At 71.7% G+C, this 19,248-nt stretch carries 20 protein-coding genes and 3 pseudogenes; 16 read left to right on the forward strand and 7 right to left on the reverse strand.

From position 1 onward, the window contains the following. Positions 1-14 precede the first annotated feature (14 nt). Positions 15-1,091: pseudogene (locus ACF1BE_RS18735) on the reverse strand (hydrolase); the annotation flags it as partial. 23 nt (positions 1,092-1,114) lie between these two features. On the opposite strand from ACF1BE_RS18735, the gene ACF1BE_RS18740 reads away from it, so the two are divergent. From ACF1BE_RS18740 to ACF1BE_RS18795, 12 genes and pseudogenes are all read left to right on the forward strand, one after another. Then, positions 1,115-1,435: a hypothetical protein gene (locus tag ACF1BE_RS18740; RefSeq protein WP_392200138.1), complete on the forward strand. Its 321-nt coding sequence runs from the start codon at positions 1,115-1,117 to the stop codon at positions 1,433-1,435. 70 nt (positions 1,436-1,505) lie between these two features. Beyond that, positions 1,506-1,637, forward strand: a complete 132-nt coding sequence (locus tag ACF1BE_RS18745; protein ID WP_392200139.1) for a hypothetical protein — start codon at positions 1,506-1,508, stop codon at positions 1,635-1,637. After that, positions 1,637-2,383 carry a WhiB family transcriptional regulator gene (locus tag ACF1BE_RS18750; RefSeq protein WP_392200140.1) on the forward strand — a complete coding sequence of 249 codons (747 nt, stop codon included), beginning with the start codon at positions 1,637-1,639 and terminating at the stop codon, positions 2,381-2,383. The genes ACF1BE_RS18745 and ACF1BE_RS18750 overlap by 1 nt, the downstream gene beginning before the upstream one ends. Next, complete coding sequence (locus ACF1BE_RS18755; RefSeq protein ID WP_392200141.1) at positions 2,380-3,225, forward strand: RecB family exonuclease; 846 nt, start codon at positions 2,380-2,382, stop codon at positions 3,223-3,225. Before ACF1BE_RS18750 ends, ACF1BE_RS18755 begins: the two co-directional genes overlap by 4 nt. Positions 3,226-3,233: 8 nt before the next feature. Continuing rightward, positions 3,234-3,473, forward strand: a complete 240-nt coding sequence (locus ACF1BE_RS18760; protein ID WP_392200142.1) for a hypothetical protein — start codon at positions 3,234-3,236, stop codon at positions 3,471-3,473. Continuing rightward, on the forward strand, positions 3,470-3,655 hold the full coding sequence (locus tag ACF1BE_RS18765; RefSeq protein ID WP_392200143.1) for a hypothetical protein: 186 nt from the start codon (positions 3,470-3,472) through the stop codon (positions 3,653-3,655). The genes ACF1BE_RS18760 and ACF1BE_RS18765 overlap by 4 nt, the downstream gene beginning before the upstream one ends. Next, complete coding sequence (locus ACF1BE_RS18770) at positions 3,655-3,876, forward strand: hypothetical protein (protein WP_392200144.1); 222 nt, start codon at positions 3,655-3,657, stop codon at positions 3,874-3,876. The genes ACF1BE_RS18765 and ACF1BE_RS18770 overlap by 1 nt, the downstream gene beginning before the upstream one ends. 88 nt (positions 3,877-3,964) lie before the next feature. Then, positions 3,965-4,126: a hypothetical protein gene (locus tag ACF1BE_RS18775; protein ID WP_392200145.1), complete on the forward strand. Its 162-nt coding sequence runs from the start codon at positions 3,965-3,967 to the stop codon at positions 4,124-4,126. Then, positions 4,127-4,963 carry a hypothetical protein gene (locus ACF1BE_RS18780; protein ID WP_392200146.1) on the forward strand — a complete coding sequence of 279 codons (837 nt, stop codon included), beginning with the start codon at positions 4,127-4,129 and terminating at the stop codon, positions 4,961-4,963. A 62-nt stretch (positions 4,964-5,025) separates the two neighbouring features. After that, complete coding sequence (locus ACF1BE_RS18785; protein ID WP_392200147.1) at positions 5,026-5,220, forward strand: hypothetical protein; 195 nt, start codon at positions 5,026-5,028, stop codon at positions 5,218-5,220. Between the two features lie 89 nt (positions 5,221-5,309). Beyond that, positions 5,310-5,489 (forward strand): hypothetical protein, encoded by a 180-nt coding sequence (locus ACF1BE_RS18790; protein WP_392200148.1) that lies wholly within the window; start codon positions 5,310-5,312, stop codon positions 5,487-5,489. Positions 5,490-5,567: 78 nt separating this feature from the next. After that, a pseudogene (locus ACF1BE_RS18795) lies at positions 5,568-6,458 on the forward strand (recombinase family protein); the annotation flags it as partial. Between the two features lie 1,044 nt (positions 6,459-7,502). On the opposite strand, the pseudogene ACF1BE_RS18800 reads toward ACF1BE_RS18795, so the two are convergent. From ACF1BE_RS18800 to ACF1BE_RS18815, 4 genes and pseudogenes are all read right to left on the reverse strand, one after another. Further along, a pseudogene (locus ACF1BE_RS18800) lies at positions 7,503-7,916 on the reverse strand (hydrolase); the annotation flags it as partial. A gap of 299 nt (positions 7,917-8,215) precedes the next feature. After that, positions 8,216-8,992 carry a GNAT family N-acetyltransferase gene (locus ACF1BE_RS18805; protein WP_392200149.1) on the reverse strand — a complete coding sequence of 259 codons (777 nt, stop codon included), beginning with the start codon at positions 8,990-8,992 and terminating at the stop codon, positions 8,216-8,218. 119 nt (positions 8,993-9,111) lie between these two features. Then, positions 9,112-9,966 carry a GNAT family N-acetyltransferase gene (locus tag ACF1BE_RS18810; RefSeq protein WP_392200150.1) on the reverse strand — a complete coding sequence of 285 codons (855 nt, stop codon included), beginning with the start codon at positions 9,964-9,966 and terminating at the stop codon, positions 9,112-9,114. 595 nt (positions 9,967-10,561) lie between these two features. After that, positions 10,562-11,239 (reverse strand): chaplin, encoded by a 678-nt coding sequence (locus tag ACF1BE_RS18815; protein WP_392200151.1) that lies wholly within the window; start codon positions 11,237-11,239, stop codon positions 10,562-10,564. A gap of 275 nt (positions 11,240-11,514) precedes the next feature. Here ACF1BE_RS18815 and ACF1BE_RS18820 point away from each other — a divergent pair, with 275 nt between their 5' ends. Next, a complete protein-coding gene (locus ACF1BE_RS18820; protein ID WP_392200152.1) occupies positions 11,515-13,119 on the forward strand; it encodes an alpha/beta hydrolase in 1,605 nt (534 codons plus the stop codon). A gap of 152 nt (positions 13,120-13,271) precedes the next feature. Then, positions 13,272-13,838: a DUF4232 domain-containing protein gene (locus tag ACF1BE_RS18825; protein WP_392200153.1), complete on the forward strand. Its 567-nt coding sequence runs from the start codon at positions 13,272-13,274 to the stop codon at positions 13,836-13,838. Here the strand turns inward: ACF1BE_RS18825 and asnB are convergent. Next, a complete protein-coding gene (gene asnB / locus ACF1BE_RS18830; protein WP_392200154.1) occupies positions 13,831-15,672 on the reverse strand; it encodes an asparagine synthase (glutamine-hydrolyzing) in 1,842 nt (613 codons plus the stop codon). The genes ACF1BE_RS18825 and asnB overlap by 8 nt on opposite strands. Before the next feature lie 503 nt (positions 15,673-16,175). Between asnB and ACF1BE_RS18835 the strand changes: the two genes are divergently transcribed. Further along, positions 16,176-17,270, forward strand: coding sequence for a chemotaxis protein (locus tag ACF1BE_RS18835; protein WP_392200155.1), 1,095 nt, complete (start codon positions 16,176-16,178; stop codon positions 17,268-17,270). An 85-nt stretch (positions 17,271-17,355) separates the two neighbouring features. Next, the gene (locus tag ACF1BE_RS18840; protein WP_392200156.1) at positions 17,356-18,381 is read left to right on the forward strand and encodes a Gfo/Idh/MocA family protein; all 1,026 of its coding nucleotides are present in this window, start codon (positions 17,356-17,358) and stop codon (positions 18,379-18,381) included. A 160-nt stretch (positions 18,382-18,541) separates the two neighbouring features. Here ACF1BE_RS18840 and ACF1BE_RS18845 read toward each other — a convergent pair whose 3' ends face one another. Next, positions 18,542-18,955: an SsgA family sporulation/cell division regulator gene (locus ACF1BE_RS18845; RefSeq protein ID WP_392200157.1), complete on the reverse strand. Its 414-nt coding sequence runs from the start codon at positions 18,953-18,955 to the stop codon at positions 18,542-18,544. Positions 18,956-19,248 lie beyond the last annotated feature (293 nt).

Raw genomic sequence — 19,248 nt, forward strand, 5'->3', positions numbered from 1 at the left:
GCCCCTCCCCCGGCTCAGCCGACCTGGAGCGAGGTGTCGTCCACGACGAACGACGTCTGGTACTTGGAGCCCTCCGTGCCGGTGAACTTCAGGGTGACGGTCTGCCCGGCGTAGCCGCCGAGGTCGAAGGTGCGCTGGGTGTAGCCGGACGCGGCGTCGAGGTTGGAGTACGTCGCCAAGGTGGCGAGGACGGTGCCGGAGCCGCCCACGACCTGGACCTTGAGGGTGTCGTAGGCCGTGCTGGTGGTGGTCTCGGCCGTGTCGACGTGCAGGGAGAAGCCGAGCGTGGCGGGGCAGCCGGACGGGATGGTCACCGACTGGGCGAGCGTGTCGGTGGTGGCGGTGCCGTTGCCGTCGAGCCAGGCGTAGTACGAGCCGGAACGGGCCTTCTCGCCGGTCGAGTCGGTGATGACGCCGCTCGTGGCGCTCCACCCGGTGCTGCCGGACTCGAAGCCGTTGTTGCCGAGGAGCTGGGCGGCGGTGCAGGACGTCGAGCCGCCGCCGGTGCCGCCGCCGCTCGCGCCGGACAGCCACGCGGTGGCGTTGAGGGCGAGGGCCGCGTCGGTGGCGCCGGAGTCGTTCCAGCCGTCGTACAGGGTGTTGCCGGACTGGCCGGTGCCGTCGTCGATCGGGGAGCTGTCCCCCCAGAACGCGACCCGGCCGCTGCCGAAGGTGCTGGTGGCGAAGAACGCGCCGGTGGTGCCGGAGTAGCCGGTGCGGTACAGCAGACCCTTGACGCCGCTGTTGTCGGCGGGCTTGAGCGTGGCGGTCGTTCCGCTGGCGATCAGGCTCTTGGTGACGGTGCCGAAGGAGCCGTGCAGCACCGGGTCGGTGCTGTCGCTGATCGCGGCGGGGTGGTCCGAGCTGATGCTCAGGGAGTCGATGGAGAAGCCGAAGGGGTCGGTGGAGTCGACGCTGTTGTCCGTCATCAGGTCGTTGAAGATCTCGACCGCGTCCTCGCCGTCGTTGTTGCGGTCGGCTCCGGTGTGGTCGGAGATCATGAACAGTCCGCCGCCGTTCTTCACGAAGTTCATGATCGCCGTCTTCTCAAAGCCCCTCCGGTCGCGCGCAGGTTCTGGAATTCGAGCTGTCAGCTCGCTGACCTGGAGGAACCATGCCCCGACAGGTGGCCTGGCACGAGGCCTTGCGCTCCACCGTGAGCGCCTGGGTCTCAGGAACCGACTGGATCAAGGAGAGTGCCTACGTCGCCCTGCTCCCCCACGTCGAAGCCGCGTACAAGCGCGGCCACGAGGCCGGCTCCAGCCAGGCGGGCTACCGCCTGGTCCAGGAGAACGAACGACTGCGGCGAGAGCTGGAGCTGGCCCGCCGCGAGAAGAACGGAGGGGGCGTGTGCCCGTCGTGCCTGTCTGCCCTCGGTGCCACCGGGTCTACCCGTGCATCTGCGGGTGAGCCGCCCGAAGGGTCGGCACCGTGACCCGACTCCAAAAGCTGATCATCCTGGCCGCCTTCTCGGCGGCCTTCGTCATGTCTGGGGTGCCGTACTGGTGGAACTGATCAAGCGCGCCGCCAGGGCGCTCAAGGAGCCCGCAGCCTGGGCCGGCTGGAAGCTCGCCGAAGCGTTCATCGGCGGCGCCGTCGGCTTCCTCATGGCCGCGGCGTACCTGAGGTACCGCTGATGCTCTACGACCCCGAGCGCAAGTACCTGAAGCACGCGATCTGTAAGGGCCCCCGAGATCACGAAATCTTCTTCGCGGAGGTGAGCGCGATCAACCGGGAGCCTCCGAAGGAGGTGCAGAAGGCCTGGGACAGGGCCAAGGTCAAATGCGGATACTGCCCGGTCAAGGCACAGTGCCGCAGGGACACCCTCGGTGAGGCGTACGGCGTCTGGGGCGGGCTCGATCCGTTCGAGCGCTGGCGTGTCCGCCAGGCGCTGGCCGCGGCCGTCAAGCGCTGGCCGCGGGAACGCCGCCTTCGGTGGGGCGAGGAGCTGCACCGCCTGCGGACAGGCGGCACGGTCTTCCGCGAGATCCAGCGCATGACCGGCATACCCGAGACCCCGGCCATGTACCTGATCCGCGAATGGGAGCGCCATCTTGCGGAGATGGCGGCTCAGGAGCCGGCGCCTGTCGTGGAGCTGAAGCCGCTGGAGCTGGAGCCCGGCGCCGCGGACAGCAAGCCGCCCTTTCCCGAGACCGACGGGCGCCGCCATCTGTGGGCGCGCAGCAACGGCATTGTCCGCGACTGCTGGTACGTCGGCCAGACCGAGGACGGTTTGTGGGTCTTCGTGCTCATCGACGGCCGTGGCCGTCGCTACAGCTCGCGCAAGTGGATCAGAGCCGAGGACGTACGGATCTACAACCCGCAAGCGGTCGTGGTCAGGGAGTACGCCAACCGGCCGGACCGCCAGAGGAAGGCGTCATGAAGCTGCCCGCCCACTTGTCCCACAGCTCCAGGGAGACGCTGGAGCGCTGCGCCAAGGCGTACTTCCTCACCCGGGTCGCCAGGGCTCCCCAGGCGCCCGCTCTGTGGCTCGTAGGCGGCTCCGCCGTGCACGAGGCGACCGAGCACTACGACCTGATGTCTGTCGTCGGCAACGGCGACGTGTTCCCCGCGGGCCAGGTCTGGGAGGTGTACTTCAACAATCAGCTGACGGAAGCCCGGGAGAAGGAGCCCAACGAGAACAAGTGGCGCCGCTCGAAGACGGAAGGCATCGAGGACTGGCGTCGCATGGGCCTCCAGTTCGTCCAGTCGTACATCGACTGGCGCGAGCGCAGTCCCTGGGAGATCTGGACCACGCCCGACGGCGAGCCGGCCATCGAGCTGGACGTGTCGGGCAAGCTGCCCGGCTGCCCGGTCGAGATCAAGGCGTTCCTGGACCGGGTCTTCTGGGACCCAGTCATGAAGAAGCTCGTGATCCTGGACCTGAAGTCCGGGAAGCGCCCGCCGAAGACGGCGGCGCAGTTCGAGACGTACGCGGCCTTGCTCAAGGTCAAGTACGACGTGGACGTGCACATGGGCGTGCCCTTCATGAACCGCAAGGCGACGCTGGGCAAGCCGTTCGACCTCTCTGGGGTCGACGTGAAGGAGATCGGCGCCGTCTACGGCGCGGCCTGGGACCAGATCCTCAAGGGCGACTTCAAGGCCAACGGCTTCCCGCGGGAGTGCTACCCGCTGTGCGACGTGCAGGCCGCCTGCGCGGCCCAGAACGGGCCCTTGGCCCACCTCTACGACCCGGCGTCGCCGGGCTACCAACCCCAGTTCTGAGGAGAACAGTGGACACCCTCTGGTGGATTCCTTTCAGCATCATCCTGCTCGGCGTGGCCAGTGCCGTCTGGGGCCTCTTCGACCGCCCGATGATGTCGCGCGCAGGCGCCCTGCTGTGCGTCCTCGGCGTGGCGATCTTCGTCGGCCTGGACATCCGTAGCCACTCGTTCAAGTGGCTGATCATCGACATCCTCTTGCTGGTGTGGAACGTGCTCGTCGCACGTAAGGCCTTCCAGGAGAGCGCGTGAGCTACCGCCATTCCAGCTACCGCAAGACATCCCGCGCCGTGGCCAAGGCCAACCGCGCCGTGGCCGTAGGCGAGCGGCCCGACATGACCCGGGCCGAGATGAACCGCGTCCTGCACTGGTCGAACATGTCCGCGCTGCCCAGGCCCGCCGGCTGGGGTAAGCCGAAGGGCTGGAGGGCCTGATGGCGAGTCGTGACGAGCTGATCGACATCGTCACCCGCGACGCCGACTCGGCGGGCGGTGACCGCACCTGGGCGTCTGACCTCGTGGACGCCTACAGTGCGGCTCTACTCAGGCAGGCCGCCAGGCACCTGCGCACGGTCAACCCCGACCGGTCCGCCGACTTCTCCGATGGCGTCGACTGGGCGATAACCCAGCTGAACGAGCTGGCTGACGGCAACTGATGCTGCCCAACTGCGACTGCGGCGCCTGTTGTGAGGCCTGCGGGCACCACCCCGGCTGCATCCGATTCGAGACCCCGGAGGGGGACGAGTGACCATCGAAGAACTGCGTGAGCTGCTGATCCTCACGATCAATCGCGGCACCAGCACCCTGAGCGCGTCGGCGATCGACACCGCCGGCACGAAGGCCGTCATCGGCGTGGAGGACGAGACGAGCGGCACGCTCTTCTTCCTGGAGATCCAGGAAGCGTGAGTGCCGTCCTCTGACGGCCTGATCTGGCACTCCACCCCACGGGCGACCGTGGGGCTTGTTGTTTCCGGAGGCATCGTCATCGACGCCCCTCCCTACGCCCGCAAGTGGGCGCTTTACAGACCAGCGGCTGAGCTGCTGAACGATCCGCAGGCGGACACCGCCTGGATTCCCGAACGGAGCACCATGACCGACGTCATGCCCGAGCAGACCACCGAGGACGAGCAGGGTTGGGGCGGCGAGGACGCCCAGGGCGGCCCGGCGATCTACCCGGACTTCCCGGCGAACCCGCACAACCACCGCTTCACGATCTCCATGAACGGCCAGGGCCCCATGCTCGTGGTCCGCGCCAACACCGCGGACGAGGTCAAGACGGCCTTCGAGGAGCTGGAGAGCGGTGAGGCCGGCGCGGCCATCGGCCGGGCCTGGGCGGCCATCAAGGCCGGTGCGGCGTTGGGCAACGGCCTCGGGGCCACGCCGGTCCCGCAGGGCGCTCCCGCGGCGCCCCAGGCGCCGGGCATGCCCACTCCCCCGCCCTTCGGGCCGAACGTCTCCGTGCCGCAGGCTCCGGGCTACCAGGGCGGCCCCGCGGTCCCGCCCCCGCCGCCGGCCCCGGCAGTGCAGAACCGGGGGTCGGAGTACTCGCAGGCCGGCTGGTACCGGCTGAACGTCCCCTTCCCGAAGAAGGGCGAGTTCGACGGCATCACGCAGCAGTACGGCATGCGCAAGGGCCGGCCGTCCGAGGGCGGGCAGTTCTCCTTCCACAAGGACACGAAGGCGTGGTACGTGGACCCGCAGTACGCGGGCGCCTTCCCGCAGTTCTCGCCCGTGCCCGCGTAAGCAGGGACGTTTGCCCAGCCCTCTCCCCGTCGTCACACTGACGCGCGAGGAGAGGGGACGCCATGGGGCACGCAGACCAGGAAGACAACGAGCGCATCATCGCCATGCATCGGGAGAAGTACGGCCCGCCCGACTCGGGCGGCTGGCTCCCGGCATCCATGCGGAAGGGCAGTGACAAGCTGCCCTTCTTCTGGATCGGCTACGCCTTGATCTTCGGCCTGCTGGCCCTGTACTTCGGGATTCAGTCCGGAGGGTAGTTGCTGACACGATCAAACCTGTGTGCCTGTGCGGCCTCCGAGAAGGGATGGTCTGCCACGCGCATCCAGCACGTCCGTAAGGAGCGGCCATGCAGGACGGGGAAGCGAGACTCGTACGGGCCGCGGAGGCCGGCGAGCAGCTGTGCGAGCTGGTCAAGGATGCACCGGACCCGAAAGTGGACATTCTCTGGAGGGTCACCCCCTCCCCCAGGCCCGCACAGCGGGCGAGGCTCCTGGAAATCCTCTTCGGCGAGGACGCCAGCGCATAAGCTGCGGCCACATGAGTGATCCCGGGAGGGCCTGAGAAACGCTCCCGGGATCACAGAGCCAGTCGCGAGAGGACTGACATGCGCAACGCTACCCTGCCCGCTCCCCGCAGGAAGTCCGGCCGCCTGAGGGTTGCCATCTATCTGCGGGTGTCCACGGCCCAGCAGATGGAAGGCTTCGGGCTGAACGTCCAGGACGACGTCTGCCGGACACAACTGGACCGGCTGTTCGGCAAGGGGCAGTACGACGTCACCGTGTTTACGGACGGTGCCGTGTCCGGCAAGCTCGCCAGCCGGCCGGACCTGGACGAGATGAACCGCCAGATCAAGGCGGGCGCGTTCGATGTAGTGATCTTCGCGAAGCTGGACCGCATCGGACGCACGATGCGGGACATCCACCGCTGGATCTACGACGCGCAGGATCTGGGCGTACGTGTGGTGACCGGCGATGGCCGGATCGACACCGAGGACGACATGTTCGGCATCGTCATGTCCCTCCTGGCCTTCATGGCCGAGCTGGAACACACGCTCATCCTGGAACGCACGATGGGCGGCCGGGACCGCAAGCTGGCCGAGGGCGGCTGGCCCTCGGGCGTACCGCCGTTCGGTCTGGCGCTCCAGGGCAAGGGCAAGGATGCCGTGGTCGTCCTCCATGAGGACGAAGTCCACTGCGCGGTCAAGGCGGTGGACCTCTTCGCCGACGAGAACGGCTGGGCGGGCCTCTCGAAGGAAGAGGTCGGCGCCAAGCTCAATGAGCTGGGCTACCGCCGCCGTAGCGGCAAAGCGTGGGACACGGGCAGTGTCGACCGGCTCCTGAGGAGCAGTCACCTGCTCGAAAGCACGGTGTACTTCCGCAAGACGGACGGCCGAACCAAGACCAAGGTGGACGACGCCGGCGAGCCGCTGTACGGCCCGACCGTCGCCCTGGAGGTCCCTCGGATCATCTCCGAGACGCGCGCGGCCCAGCTCCAGCGGGCGCTGGACGACCATGCCCACGACCGTCGGGCGAACGACCACTACCCGCTGTCCGGCCACATCGAAGGCTCCTGCGGCAAGGTCTACGTCGGGGCCGGCCGTCCCGACGGGACCCGTATGTATCGCTGCCAGGGTGCCTCTGACGAGGCGCCATGCGGCGACTCCTACCTGGAGGCCGCGTCCGTCGAAAAGGACGTCTGGAGTCGCCTGACGACCTTCCTCGGGGAGCCCGAGCGTCTGCGCCACCTGGCTGAACAGTGGGCCGAGAACCTGCCCGGCAACCACAGCGCCTACACGGAGCGCGCGGAGAGCCTGCGTCAGCAGGTGGATGCGCAGCAGAAGGCCGTGAAGAACGCCATCAAGAACGCCGCGGTCCTGGGGCTCGATGCCGAGGCCACCAAGGAGGCGCTGGACGAGATGAACGTCGAGCTGGAGGCTCTGCGTTCGGCTCTGGCCGAGACGGAAGCCTGGCTGGCCGAGTACGACTCAGCCGCCGCGCGGGCCAACAGCATGGTGGAGCTGGTGAGCAAGGCCAAGGGCAAGATGCACACGCTGGACCTGAGCAAGCAGGCCGAGCTGTTCGACATGTTCGACATCACGGTGGTGCCGGAGGAGCACAAGTTCTCCCGGCGTACCGGCCGGCCCTGCTCGGTCACCGCTTGGCACGTGGAATCCAGCACGCTGGTTCCGGACGACCCGGGCGACGAGACATGGCGCCAGGCGCAGGACGTTCTGCTGGACGTCGATCCGGCGCTACTGAAGGGCCGCTTCGATCTCCGCCAGGCACTCAGGGCGATGCTGCACAGGCTCCGCACGGGTACCACCTGGGAGGAGCTGAACGGGGTCTTCGGCGTCTCCACCGCGTCGCTGAAGCGTCTCCAGAGCCTCTGGCTCAGGTCGGGCGCCTGGGAAGTGCTGATGCCCGTCCTGCTGGCGCAGGGCGGCGGTACGGAGGTGTATCAAGCGCCCGTGATCCCGGCCCTGCGGGTCTACGGTGCGATCACGGAGGATCTGTTCACGAATCTGCTGCCGACCGACGGGTCTTCTGGCGCTCGTGAACAGCGTGTTCGGTTCCGGCAGGACCAGCGTGTCGACGTTCGACAGGTCGGTCGCGGACGTGCCGCCGTAACTGAGGGCGGAGCCGGCCGGCAGCGTCTTCAGGCTGTAGGCACCCGTCTTCTCCAGCGCGACGCCCCACGAGGACAGGGCGCCGGTCCAGTCCGTCTCGGCGGACGGGGAGGAGTCCTGGCCGAGTGGGTCGGGCTGGCTGGTGGAGATGATCCAGTCGGCGTTGCCGGCCGTCTCGGCGTGGGCGTTGTCGAACAGGATGCGGTGCGGGGCCGCCGCTTGGGCGGGGGCGCCGGTACCGAGCTGGAGGGCGGCTCCGCCGAGAAGCAGCCCGAGGCCGGCCAGGGCGGTGGTGAGTCTGCGGCGGGAACTGCTGGTTCCGGGCATCCGGCGAACCTCCGTGTGGGGTGGGGAGAGGCGGTGCGGGCGCAGTCTGCGCGCGTAGAGCCTGGTCGAGGGTTCTCCACGCGTCGATTGATTGAAAGGTACATGGCATGAAGGGGCGGTGAACAGAGGCCTCCGCCGCGGCCCGGGTGTCGTCGGCATCGTGGCCGCGCCGCAGGGTTCGGCGATCGTCGCCGGCTTCGGGACGCCGGCACCAGGGGGCCCGACCGGATCGAAAGGCTGATCCGGATCACCCTGGCGGCGGTGGGGGGCGGCCACACCGGCCCGCGCCCGGCGGTGAGTCAGCCTCCGTAGAGGTACGGCGTCGTGGTGCTCAGCGTGTGGAAGCCGAGGCGTGCCAGGATCGGGCGGCTCATGGACGAGGCGTCGACCTGGAGGTAGGGGTAGCCGTGGGCGGCGGCGACGCGGGCCCGGTGGGCGACCAGGGCCCGGTAGACGCCCCGGCCCCGCCAGGCCTCGACGGTACCGCCGCCCCACAGCCCGGCGAACCGGGTGCCGGGCACCAGTTCCATGCGGGCGGCGCTGACGGGTTCCGCTCCGGCCAGCGCGACCACGGCCACGACCGTGCCGGGGTCGGCGGCCAGCCGCCCGAGCAGCCGGTGCCGCAACCGGGTGCCGTCGGTGCCGAAGGCCCTCTCGTGGACGTCCACGACGAGATCCACCCCGGCCGGATCGGTGGCCCGCACCACACGGATGCCGGCCGGGGGCTCCCCGGCCGACACCGGTCCGGCCACCTCGCCGATCATCAGCGCCTCCTCCGGCTCGGCCCGGAATCCGGCCGCGACGAGCCGGTCACCGAGGTCCGCCGGCTCGTCGTGGCCGTACGCCTTCCACTCGAAGTCCCGGCCCAGACCGGTGAAACGGGCGATCTGGTCGCGGATCGCCCGGCCGGCGCACGCCGCGTCCAGGCCGGACCAGAGCACGCCGTTCCACCCGTGCGCGTCGGCGACCTGACGCACGACGGCACCGGCCCGCTCGATCCGGGCCCCGGGCCCGTCGGGGCGGGCGTTCCGGCGCATCTCACGGTCGTACAGGGCGAGCACAGCGGCGTGATCCATGCGGTGCACCCCAGCACGAGCGGCTGGGCCCGGCAACGGCATTACCGGCTGACCGGGCGGCCGACAGGACGTGGGCCGTCGGGTCATTCCGGCAGCCGGACCGGCAACCGCTCCGAGGATCAGCCCAGTTCGAGGGTGGCGACGCCGAAGACGCGCTCCCGGGCGTGGTCGCGGACCGGGCCGGTGTACATGCGGGCGGTCTCGAACGAGGGGCGCAGTCCCGCCTCCTCGGCGAGGGCGACACCGGCCGCGTTCGGCTCGGGCACGTCGATCGCGGCCTCCCGGCCGACGACATCGGCGGTGAGGGCGGCGAACAGGGCCCGGGCGTCGTCGGCGGTGTCGGCGAACAGGGGGCCGACGCGCAAGGTGTCGTGACCGGGACGGATCACGCCGTAGCCGGTGAGGCGCCCGCCGTCCTCCCGTACGACGGCACGGTGGCCGGGGGCGGTGAGCCATTCGGCGAGGAACCGCGGGCGGTCGGCGGGGCAGCAGGCGCCGTCGTAGGCGGTGAGCGCGGCCAGGTCGGCGGCGACGGCCGGGCGGACACCGGCGAGTGCCTCACCGGCGCGAACGGTGCCCGTGAACCGGATGGTGCGGTAGGCGAGTTCGAAGCCGGACTGGCGGTAGTTGTCCTGCTGGGCGACGACTCCGTCCAGGCCGACGGTCCGGGCGCCGGCGTGGGCCAGGGCGGTCTTCCAGGTGGTGAGGCCGTGTCCGTGGCCGCGCAGGTCGGGGCGGACGAGGTAGCAGCCGAGGAAGGCGTAGGCGGGGCCGTAGGTGACGACGGAGACGGCCGACACCGGCTCACCGTCGATCCGGCCGAGGAAGAAGCCGTCGGGGTCCTGGGCGAAGAACGCGGGTCCGTCGGACAGTCCGGGATTCCAGCCCTCCGCCGCCGCCCATCCGCTGATCACCGGCCAGTCGGCGAGGGTGGCCTGCGTGACGACGAGGTCGTGGGGGGCCGCAGAGGTCATGGGTACGCTCCGTATCCGTCGGGGGGACTGCCGCACGACATCCTTGCGGAGCAACGGGGGCCGCGCCACGGGAAGATCGGCCGATGCGCACCGCAGCCGGCACCGACGCCGGCGTGGAGGGCGGGGACTTGGGCCGTGCCGTCGGCGCGGGCAGCCCGCCGGCCGCCCTGTCGGCGGACGACACGACCTCCGTGACGAACCGGTCGGACGAGGGACGGCCGCCGGCGTACGAGACCGATGACGCCAGTCGCGCCGACGGCACCCCGGTGTCCCTCCCGTCGGGCCAGGGGCCGCCCGTGCGCCCGTACGGCTCGCCGGCGGGGCCGGGTGACCGTCCGCCCGACGGCACCGTCACGCCGACCCGTGCCGGCCGTGAGGCGCAGGGACGGATCGCCGCGTGGACCGGCGCCCCGCGGGGCCCGGAGCACGTACCGCCCCTGTCCGAGGAGTGCGGCGCGCTCACCGAACTGCTCCGGCGGGCCGGCGCCCGACCGGGCGCTCCCGTGCCGCGGACGCCCGGTCGCGTGGACGACACGGCCCCGCCGGGCCGGGGCCGGCGGGGCCGTGGGCGCAGCGGGGCCGTGGGCGCGGTGGGTCAGCTGCTGCGGCCCGGCCGGAAGCGGCGGTACAGGACCGCGCCGGCGAGGACGAGCGCGGCGCTGCCGGCGACGGCCGGGGCCGTCATGTCCGCTCCCGTGTGCGCCAGGCTGGACGCCACCGGACGCGGGGTGTGCGGGGCGGGGTGGTGCGCCCGGGGCGCGGCCGGGGGCTTCGGGGTGCGGTGTTCCGGGGCCGGGGTGTGCGGGGGGCGCCGGGGCTGGTCGCCGGTACCGTTGACCGACCGGTTGCCCTGTGCCGGATTGCCCACGCCGACCACGTCGACACTGTTGCCGCTGATGTTGACCGGCAGGTGGACGGGGAGCTGGACACCGTTGCCCGAGACCACACCGGGCGAGTCGGTGGCAGCGCCCTGCGCGGACGCGCCGCCGGACGCGGCCGACCCCGCCCGCGCCCCGGCTCCCCCGTTCGCGCAGGCGTTGCCCGCGGCCGGGTTGAGCAGTCCCACCACATTCACCGTGTTGCCGCACACGTTCACCGGCACGTGCACCGGGAGCTGGACGGTGTTGCCGGAGAGCAGGCCGGGCGAACCGACCGCGGTGCCCTGGGCGCCGGCCCCGTCGGCCGCGAAGGCCGCGGACACCGGCAGCGCCACGGCCATCGCGCCGGACGCGGCGGCGACGGCGATCACACCGTTTCGGGTAGCCCGTCTCATAGTTCCCTGCCTTCCAGACGTGGTAGCGGGCGGTCACCCGCACCTCAGAAGAACGCGAACGAACCATCCGAGTTATGGCTTATCGGCCTTTCACCCCATCGAGTGGCGCTGATATCGAACGTGCGAAGCCGCTCGGTGATCGTCCGGGAACGCGGGCGGGCAGCATACGGCGGCGGTCACCGCCCCGCTCGTCCGGAGGCGAGCCGTCCGGGGCACGCCTATGGTGATCCGAGGGCGCCGACCCGGTCCGTGGCAGGCGCCCCGGGAGGCGAACGATGCTGGCCAAGCTGTCCGGACGGCCCGCCCTGCGGCGCTGCGCTGGTGCCTCGGCCCTCGCTCTGGCACTGCTCGGCGCCGGGCTGCCCGCGGCTGCCGCCGACCGGCCGCAGCCCGACCTGTCCCGGTTCTACGAGCAGAAGGTGACGTGGCGGGCCTGCGACGGGCCGGACATGCCGGAGGACCTCCAGTGCGGCAAGGTCACCGTCCCACTCGACTACGCGCGGCCACGCGCGGGCACCCTGGACGTGGCGCTGGCCCGTTACCGCGCCACCGGGTACTCACGGGGCTCGGTGCTGCTGAACTTCGGCGGTCCCGGCGGTGCCGGCATCCCCGAACTGGCCGCCGACGGCCGTCGGTTCATGGACCTGACCAACGGCTACGACGTGGTCACCTTCGATCCGCGCGGCGTCGGCCGGTCCTCGCCCGTCAGCTGCGGCGGGGGCGGTGCGGAAGCCTTCTCCATGACCGGGGCGGAGGCCGGGCTCGGCCGGCCCCGGGCGCTGCTCCGGCAGTTGCGCGAGGCCGCCGAACAGTGCGCCCGGCACTCCGGCCCGGTGCTGCCCCACATCGGCACCGTGAACACCTCCCGCGACCTGGACGTCATCCGCCAGGCGCTCGGCGACAAGAAGCTCGACTACCTCGGTTTCTCCTACGGCACCCGGCTCGGCTCGGTGTACGCCGCCCAGTTCCCGGACAAGGTCGGCCGGATGGTGCTCGACGGCGTGGACACGCTGACCGAGCCGTTGTCCGAGCAGGGGCTGGCGGGCGCCGAGGGCCAGCAGACCGCGCTGGACGACTTCCTGGACTGGTGCACGACGGACCTCGCCTGCCCGTTCGGCCGGGACCGGCGGGCGGCCGGGGACGAGGTGGTCCGGCTGGTGCGCTCGCTCGACCGGAACCCGGTGCCGACGGACTTCGGCGGCTCGTTCACCGGCCAGGACCTGGTCGGCGCCATCGGGCAGGCCCTCTACGGCAAGGAGCTGTGGCCCTCGCTGGAGCGCGCCCTGGCCTCGCTGATCGAGGACGGTGACACCCGGCGCGTCCTGGCCTTCTCCTCGGGCGGCGTCGGCGGGCCCCACGGCCGGCCCCGCACGGACGGCGGACTGACCGACGTCCAGGATGTCCCGGTGGACAACCTGCCGGCCGCCCTGATGGCGATCAACTGCGCGGACGACCCCGACCGGCCCACCGCGGCGCGGATCACCCGGGACCTGGCGGACCTGCGGGCCGCGTACGACCGGGCCTCGCCGGTCTTCGGCCGCTACCGGCTGACCCAGCTGCTGCTGTGCTACGGGCGGCCCAAGGGCACCGACTTCATCCGGGACCGGGTCAGGGACGTGCACTCGGCGAAGATGCTGCTGGTCGGCACGCGCGGCGACCCGGCGACGCCGTACCGGTGGACGGTGGAGACGGCCCAGCGGCTCGGCCCGTCGGCCGTGGTGCTCGACAGCAAGGGCGAGGGGCACACCGGGTACGCCTCCTCCCGGTGCGTGCACCGCAAGATCAACGACTTCCTGCTCTACGGTTCACTGCCCGCGAACGGCAGTTCCTGTCCGGCGGACGGGGCGGGGGAGGCCGGGACCGGGGTCACCTCCGGCTGACGGTCACGCACCCCCCGCCGGCCGGTGACGGGCCCGGCGCGAACGGGTGACAGGGGCGCACCGGGGCAACCTCGGGGCCGTCCCGGTCGTCACACTGGGCAGGCGGGCTTCGACCGCCGTATCCGGGACACGACCGCACTGGGGGCACCGTCATGCGCATCCGCGCCGCCGTCACCGTACCCGCCGCCTCGGCCGCCATGGCGGCCGTGCTGCTGACCGCACCGCACAGCCAGGCCGCCGCGGGCCACGACCGGCCCACCGCACCGCACGGCAAGGCCGCCGCGGGCCACGAGCGGTCCGACCGCTGCGCCCGGAAGTCGCTGACGGTACGGGCGAAGGCCGTGGCCGGCGACCCGGCGGTCCTGCGGGTCGACGTCACCAACCGCGGCGCCCGCGCCTGCGTCGTCGACCGCGTGCCCACGGTGACCTTCGGGGACCTGGACGGGGCCGCGCTGCCGGTGCCGGAGGGCGGCACCGGCACCTACCGGCTCGCGGCGGGCGGCACGGCCTACGCCGACGTGCGGACCATCGCCGACCCGGCGGACCCCGAGGCCCGCCGGGTGGACACGGTCACCGTCGCCGCGTCGGCCGCGCACGCGGGCCGCTCCTTCAGCGCCGCCCGGCTCGGCACGGGACCGCAGGTCCTCGTGTGGGAGCCGGAGACGACGTGGTGGCAGCGGTCGGCGGCGGCTGCCGACCGTGCCATCGGGCTCAGCTGAGCACCAGCTCCGGCGCGTACACGTCCAGCCACTGCGCCAGGTCCAGGGTGCGTTCCAGGCCGCGTCGGGCCGCCTGGGTGCTGACCGGTGCGTCGCGGTCGGCGGCCCTGCGGACCCGGTCCCGGTCGACCAGGTCGAAGACCGGGTGGGAGGGCCGGGTGAGCAGGTCCTTCGCCTGTTCCTGGAGGGCACGCGCGTACCGCGGGTCCTGTGTGGAGGGGTAGGGGCTCTTCACACGCTCGTACACCGAGCGTGGCAGCACGTCCGCCGTCGCCTCCCGCAGCAGACTCTTCTCCCTGCCGTCGAAGGACTTCAGCGCCCACGGGGCGTTGTACACGTACTCGACCAGCCGGTGGTCGCAGAACGGCACCCGGACCTCCAGACCGACGGCCATGCTCATGCGGTCCTTGCGGTCGAGCAGGATGCGCACGAAGCGGGTCAGGTGGAGGTGGCTGATCTGCCGCATGCGGTACTCGAAGTCGCTCTCGCCGTCCAGCCGGTCGACACCGGCGACGGCGGTGCGGTAGCCGTCGCCGACATAGCCCGCCAGGTCCAGGGATGCGGTGAGGTCGGCGCGCAGCACGTCGGCGTCCTCGCCGAAGTGGCGGCCCATGGTCGCCAGCCACGGGAAGGTGTCGGCGCGGCGCGCCTCCTCGTCGAAGAACTGGAGATAGCCGCCGAAGACCTCGTCGGCGGACTCGCCGGACAGGGCCACCGTGGACTTCTCCCGGATGGCGCGGAAGAGCAGCAGCAGCGAGGCGTCCATGTCGCCGAGGCCGGCCGGCAGGTCGCGGGCCCGGACGACCTGCTCGCGCACGGCCGGGTCGGCGAGGGACTGGGCGTCCAGGACGATGTCCTGGTGGTCGGTGCCGGCGAGGCGGGCGACGTCGTGCACGAAGGGCGTGTCGGGGGTGCCGCGCAGTTCGTCGGCGACGAAGTGGTCGGCCTGGCCGACGAAGTCGACGGCGAAGCTGCGCACCTTCTCACCCTGCTCGCCGAGCTGGCGGGCGGCGATCGCGGTCATGGCCGAGGAGTCCAGACCGCCGGAGAGCAGGGTGCAGCGCGGCACGTCGGCGACCAGCTGCCGGCGCACGATGTCGTCGAGGAGCGAGCGCACCCCGGCGACGGTGGTGTCGCGGTCGTCGGTGTGCGGGCGGGTCTCCAGCCGCCAGTACACGCGGGTGGACAGTCCGGAGCGGTCGACGGTCACGACGGTGCCGGGCTCCACCTCGCGCATGCCGTCCCAGACGGCATGTCCCGGTGTCTTGACCATGACGAACAGTTCACGCAGGCCGTCCAGGGTGACGCGGCGCCGGGCCAGCGGGTTGGCGAGGATGGCCTTGGGCTCGGAGCCGAAGAGGACGCCGTCGGCGGTGGGGTGGTAGTAGAACGGCTTGATGCCCATGCGGTCGCGGATCATCACGAGCTTGTCGTGCCGGCCGTCCCAGATGGCGAACGCGTACATGCCGTTGAGCCGTTCGGCGACCGCGTCGCCCCACTCCAGATAGCCGTGCAGGACGACCTCGGTGTCGGAGTCGGTGGCGAACCGGTGGCCGCGGTCCTGGAGTTCGCGGCGCAGTTCGGTGAAGTTGTACGCCTCTCCGGAGTAGACCAGGGCGATGGTTCCCCGGGGGGTCGGCAGGGTCATCGGCTGACGGCCGCCGGGCAGGTCGATGATGGCGAGGCGGCGGTGGCCCAGGGCGGCGGGGCCCTCGGTCCAGGTACCGCGGTCGTCCGGGCCCCGGCAGGCCATCGTCTCGGTCATCGCATGCAATGTGGTGGCCTCGGCGGTCAGGTCGCGGTCGAAGGAGACCCACCCGGTGATGCCGCACATACGTTACCTCCTGCCTCCGGCTGTCAGCCGTCTCCCCGGTGAGGTCGACTTTCCTGGCCGTGGGGGCGGACCGGCAAACCAATTGTATTGAGCATCTATATGGCGAGCGTCCGCCCGGACCAGGGCCCCGGTCAACGCGGCCGTAACACGGCGCACCCGCGTGCCCCCACGGTTTCGGCCGCGTTTTGCCTCCGCGAAACCGCCGACGCCCGTGCCACCGGGCCATGAGCGTCAGGAACCGGCCACAGGCAAAAACTTCCCCAATCCACCCGCGCGTTACGGCTTCGCGGCCAGAAACCGGCCGGACGCCCCGGCCGGTCCGGCCGGCGCCGCCGACGGCGTCACGGCGAGGGCGCGACGGCGCCGGGGGGCCGTCCGCCGCGGGCGGCGGAACGCCCCGACGAGCCCGCGCGGACTGTCGGCGGGCGGTGGTCGCAGCCCCGGTCGCCATGCCCTGGATCGCCCCGAATGCCGTAAAGATGAATCCGCCCTATCGTTCTGTCATGGAGCACGCACTGAGTCCCGCGACCCTGACCGAACTGCGGCGCCCGCGCCCCTATCCGGCGGTCTCCGTGCTGACCCCGACGCACCGCCGGGAACGCGGGAGCGGCCAGGACCCGGTCCGGCTGCGCAACGTGGTGACCGAGGCGCGCAGACGCCTGGAGTCCGATCCCGCCGTCACGCGGGAACGGCGCGCCGACGTCGTGGCGCAGCTCGACCGCGCGCTGGCGGAGGTGGACCTGACGCACGCCGAGGACGGTCTGGTGATCTTCGCCGCGCCGGGCGAGCACCAGGTCTGGTCGCTGGCCCGTCCCGTCCCCGAGCGGGTGGTGCTGTCGGACACCTTCCTCACCCGCAACCTGGTCGCCGCGCAGACGGCCGAGCGGCCCTTCTGGGTGCTGTCCGTCTCCGCGGACCGCGCCACCCTGTGGAGCGGCGGCGCGGACCGGGTCGTCGAGGACCGGTCCGGCGGCTTCCCGCTGACCCGCGGCCGGGGGAACTTCGACGCCGAACGCCAGGAACGCGTCGGCGATTCGCCGAGCACCTTCCGCGACGAGGGCACGCGCCAGTTCCTGCGGACGGCCGACACCGCGCTGGGCGCGGTGCTGCGCGTCCAGCCCCGCCCGCTGTACGTCACCGGCGAGCGGGCGGCGCTCGCCCTGCTGGACGAGGTGGGCAGCATCGCCAGGATCGCCGTGCACGTGCGGCGCGGCGGACTCGCGCACGCCGGCCCCGACGCCGTGTGGCAGGCCGTCCGCCCGGTGCTGGAGGCGGAGACGGCCAAGGACACCGGCTCGGTGGTCCGGGACCTCACCTCGGCGCGCGGCCACCGGACCTTCGCGGCCGGTCTGGACGAGCTGTGGCACAGCGCGCGGGAGGGCCGGGTCCGGCTGCTGGCCGTGGAGGAGAACTACCGCGCGGCCGTCCGCGACCTGGGCGACCATCTGGTGCAGGCCGATGCCGGGGACCTCGATGCCCGCGAGGACATCGTGGACGAGATCGTCGAGCGCTGCCTGGAGACCGGCGCCGACGTCCGCTTCGTCCCCGACGGCACCCTGGGCGACGCGGACGGCATCGCGGGCGTACTGCGGTACTGACGCGGGAGACGCCGCCACCATCGGGCCCTCTCCACGTCGGCGTACGCTACGGCGTGATCGCCTACCGACGGGAGGGAGCGCGCACATGGGTGACCTGTTGGGGGTGGCGGTTCTGGGTGCCGGGCACATGGGGGCCGACCACATACGGCGTCTCGACCGGGTGGTCAGCGGAGCAAGGGTGGCGGCCGTGGCCGATCCCGACCTCGCCCGGGCCCGGGAGGCGGCGGCCGGCCTCATCGGCGTCACCGTGCACCCGGATCCGATCGCCGCGCTCGACGCGCCGGGCGTGCAGGCGGTCCTCATCGCCTCCCCCGGTCCGGCCCACGAGGAGGCGCTGCTCGGCGCCTTCGCCCGCGGGCTGCCGGTGCTGTGCGAGAAACCCATGGTGCCGGACTCCACCGGTGCGCTGCGGGTCGTGGAGGCCGAGGTACGGCTCGGCCGCCGGCTCGCGCAGATCGGGTTCATGCGGCGCTACGACACCGAGTACCGGCGGCTGAAGGCGCTGCTGGACGGGGGCCGCCTGGGCAGACCGCTGATGCTGCACTGCACCCACCGCAACGTCTCCTCCCCCGCCGGCTTCACCAGCGCGATGCTGATCGACAGCTCCGTATCGCACGAGATCGACGCGGCCCGCTGGCTGCTCGGGCAGGAGCTGACGGCCGTCACCGTGCTGCGGCCCACGCCGTCCCCGGGAGCACCCGAGGGCCTGCTCGATCCGCAGTTCGTGCTCTTCGAGACCGAGCGGGGCGCCTTGGTGGACGTCGAGGTCTTCGTGAACTGCGGTTTCGGCTACCAGGTGCGCTGCGAGGCCGTGTGCGAGGCGGGCAGCGCCCGGATCGGCGACGAGCACACCATGGTGGTCACCACCGGGGGCAGTGCCCACGAGGAGGTGGCACAGGACTATCTCGTCCGTTTCGCCGGCGCCTACGACCGCGAGCTACAGTCCTGGGTGGACGCGACCCGGCGCGGGGAGGTCACCGGGCCGGGCGCCTGGGACGGCTACGCGGCCTCCGTCGTCGCCGAGGCGGGCGTCCGGGCGCTTCGGACGGGCGTCAGGGTGGCCGTGGGTCTCGCCCCGCGTCCGGCCCTGTACGCCGGAGCCGGCCACTGACGCGGCCCCGTCGCCGTCGTTCACGAGAGCGCCGGCCCCAGGAGTCCCCCGTGCCGCTATGTGCGCGGTGGGTCGTCACGGTTCCTGCCCGTGGGGTGAGGCAGGGACGCGGTGAGGCCGCAGTCGGTCCGGGGCGCCCCCGCAGCGCTCCGCCACCGGCTCACACCCCGCCGAACAGCGCGCTCAGCCCCCGTTCCACCACGCCGGCCATGTCCTCCTGTCCCCCGGCGACCACCGCGTAGGTGCGCAGCAGGAATCGGCGCAGCGCCGAGGCCTGGAACTGGAGCAGGGCCATGCCGTGCGGCGAGTGGAACTCCAGGACGGTACGGGTACGGCCGTACGGCCAGATCTGAACATCCCCGTGGCCGGCCGGGGCGCGCAGCCCCTGGTCCAGCAGGGAACGGGCGAAGGTCCACGTGACCTCCTCGCCGTTCAGCGCCGCTTCGGCCGGGAAGTCCACGAAGACGGCGAGGGGATCGTCCGCGGAGTAGCGGAGCGTGGCCGATACCGGAACCTCCCGGTCCTCGGCGGTGACGAGCCGGGCGTGGGCGAACTGTTCGACGATGATGTCCATGCCATTAAGGAGTCGGCGAAGGCCTCTCGCATGGCGCCAAATCCGGTCAGAGTTCGACAGGTACAGGCCCCTGCGTAACGGAGGGGAACAGAGAAGCGTCGAACACGTGCCCAAGTGCGAGGACGAGCAGGACACCTGCCTCAACTCACGTACGCCGTCTACGCCTTGGCCGGTGCGACGCGTACGCCGTTCGTCCTTGCGGACCAGCCCGGGAAGACTCTGGCATATGCCGGAAGCACCACCGTATCGTGTGTTGCCGAATCCCTTACAGAGCGTCGCGGGCTGTGCCACAG

Origin of the sequence: Streptomyces sp. NPDC014991, from assembly GCF_043080665.1 — a bacterium.
GTDB lineage: Bacteria > Actinomycetota > Actinomycetes > Streptomycetales > Streptomycetaceae > Streptomyces.

Excerpts from the sequence above, each read along its gene's own strand:
- asnB (WP_392200154.1), bottom strand. The coding sequence starts at position 15,672 with ATGTGCGGCATCACCGGGTGGGTCTCCTTCGACCGCGACCTGACCGCC.
- ACF1BE_RS18785 (WP_392200147.1), top strand. The coding sequence starts at position 5,026 with ATGGGGCACGCAGACCAGGAAGACAACGAGCGCATCATCGCCATGCAT.
- ACF1BE_RS18815 (WP_392200151.1), bottom strand. The coding sequence starts at position 11,239 with ATGAGACGGGCTACCCGAAACGGTGTGATCGCCGTCGCCGCCGCGTCC.
- ACF1BE_RS18810 (WP_392200150.1), bottom strand. The coding sequence starts at position 9,966 with ATGACCTCTGCGGCCCCCCACGACCTCGTCGTCACGCAGGCCACCCTC.
- ACF1BE_RS18790 (WP_392200148.1), top strand. The coding sequence starts at position 5,310 with ATGCAGGACGGGGAAGCGAGACTCGTACGGGCCGCGGAGGCCGGCGAG.
- ACF1BE_RS18740 (WP_392200138.1), top strand. The coding sequence starts at position 1,115 with ATGCCCCGACAGGTGGCCTGGCACGAGGCCTTGCGCTCCACCGTGAGC.
- ACF1BE_RS18805 (WP_392200149.1), bottom strand. The coding sequence starts at position 8,992 with ATGGATCACGCCGCTGTGCTCGCCCTGTACGACCGTGAGATGCGCCGG.
- ACF1BE_RS18820 (WP_392200152.1), top strand. The coding sequence starts at position 11,515 with ATGCTGGCCAAGCTGTCCGGACGGCCCGCCCTGCGGCGCTGCGCTGGT.
- ACF1BE_RS18755 (WP_392200141.1), top strand. The coding sequence starts at position 2,380 with ATGAAGCTGCCCGCCCACTTGTCCCACAGCTCCAGGGAGACGCTGGAG.
- ACF1BE_RS18770 (WP_392200144.1), top strand. The coding sequence starts at position 3,655 with ATGGCGAGTCGTGACGAGCTGATCGACATCGTCACCCGCGACGCCGAC.
- ACF1BE_RS18840 (WP_392200156.1), top strand. The coding sequence starts at position 17,356 with ATGGGTGACCTGTTGGGGGTGGCGGTTCTGGGTGCCGGGCACATGGGG.
- ACF1BE_RS18835 (WP_392200155.1), top strand. The coding sequence starts at position 16,176 with ATGGAGCACGCACTGAGTCCCGCGACCCTGACCGAACTGCGGCGCCCG.
- ACF1BE_RS18845 (WP_392200157.1), bottom strand. The coding sequence starts at position 18,955 with ATGGACATCATCGTCGAACAGTTCGCCCACGCCCGGCTCGTCACCGCC.
- ACF1BE_RS18750 (WP_392200140.1), top strand. The coding sequence starts at position 1,637 with ATGCTCTACGACCCCGAGCGCAAGTACCTGAAGCACGCGATCTGTAAG.
- ACF1BE_RS18825 (WP_392200153.1), top strand. The coding sequence starts at position 13,272 with ATGCGCATCCGCGCCGCCGTCACCGTACCCGCCGCCTCGGCCGCCATG.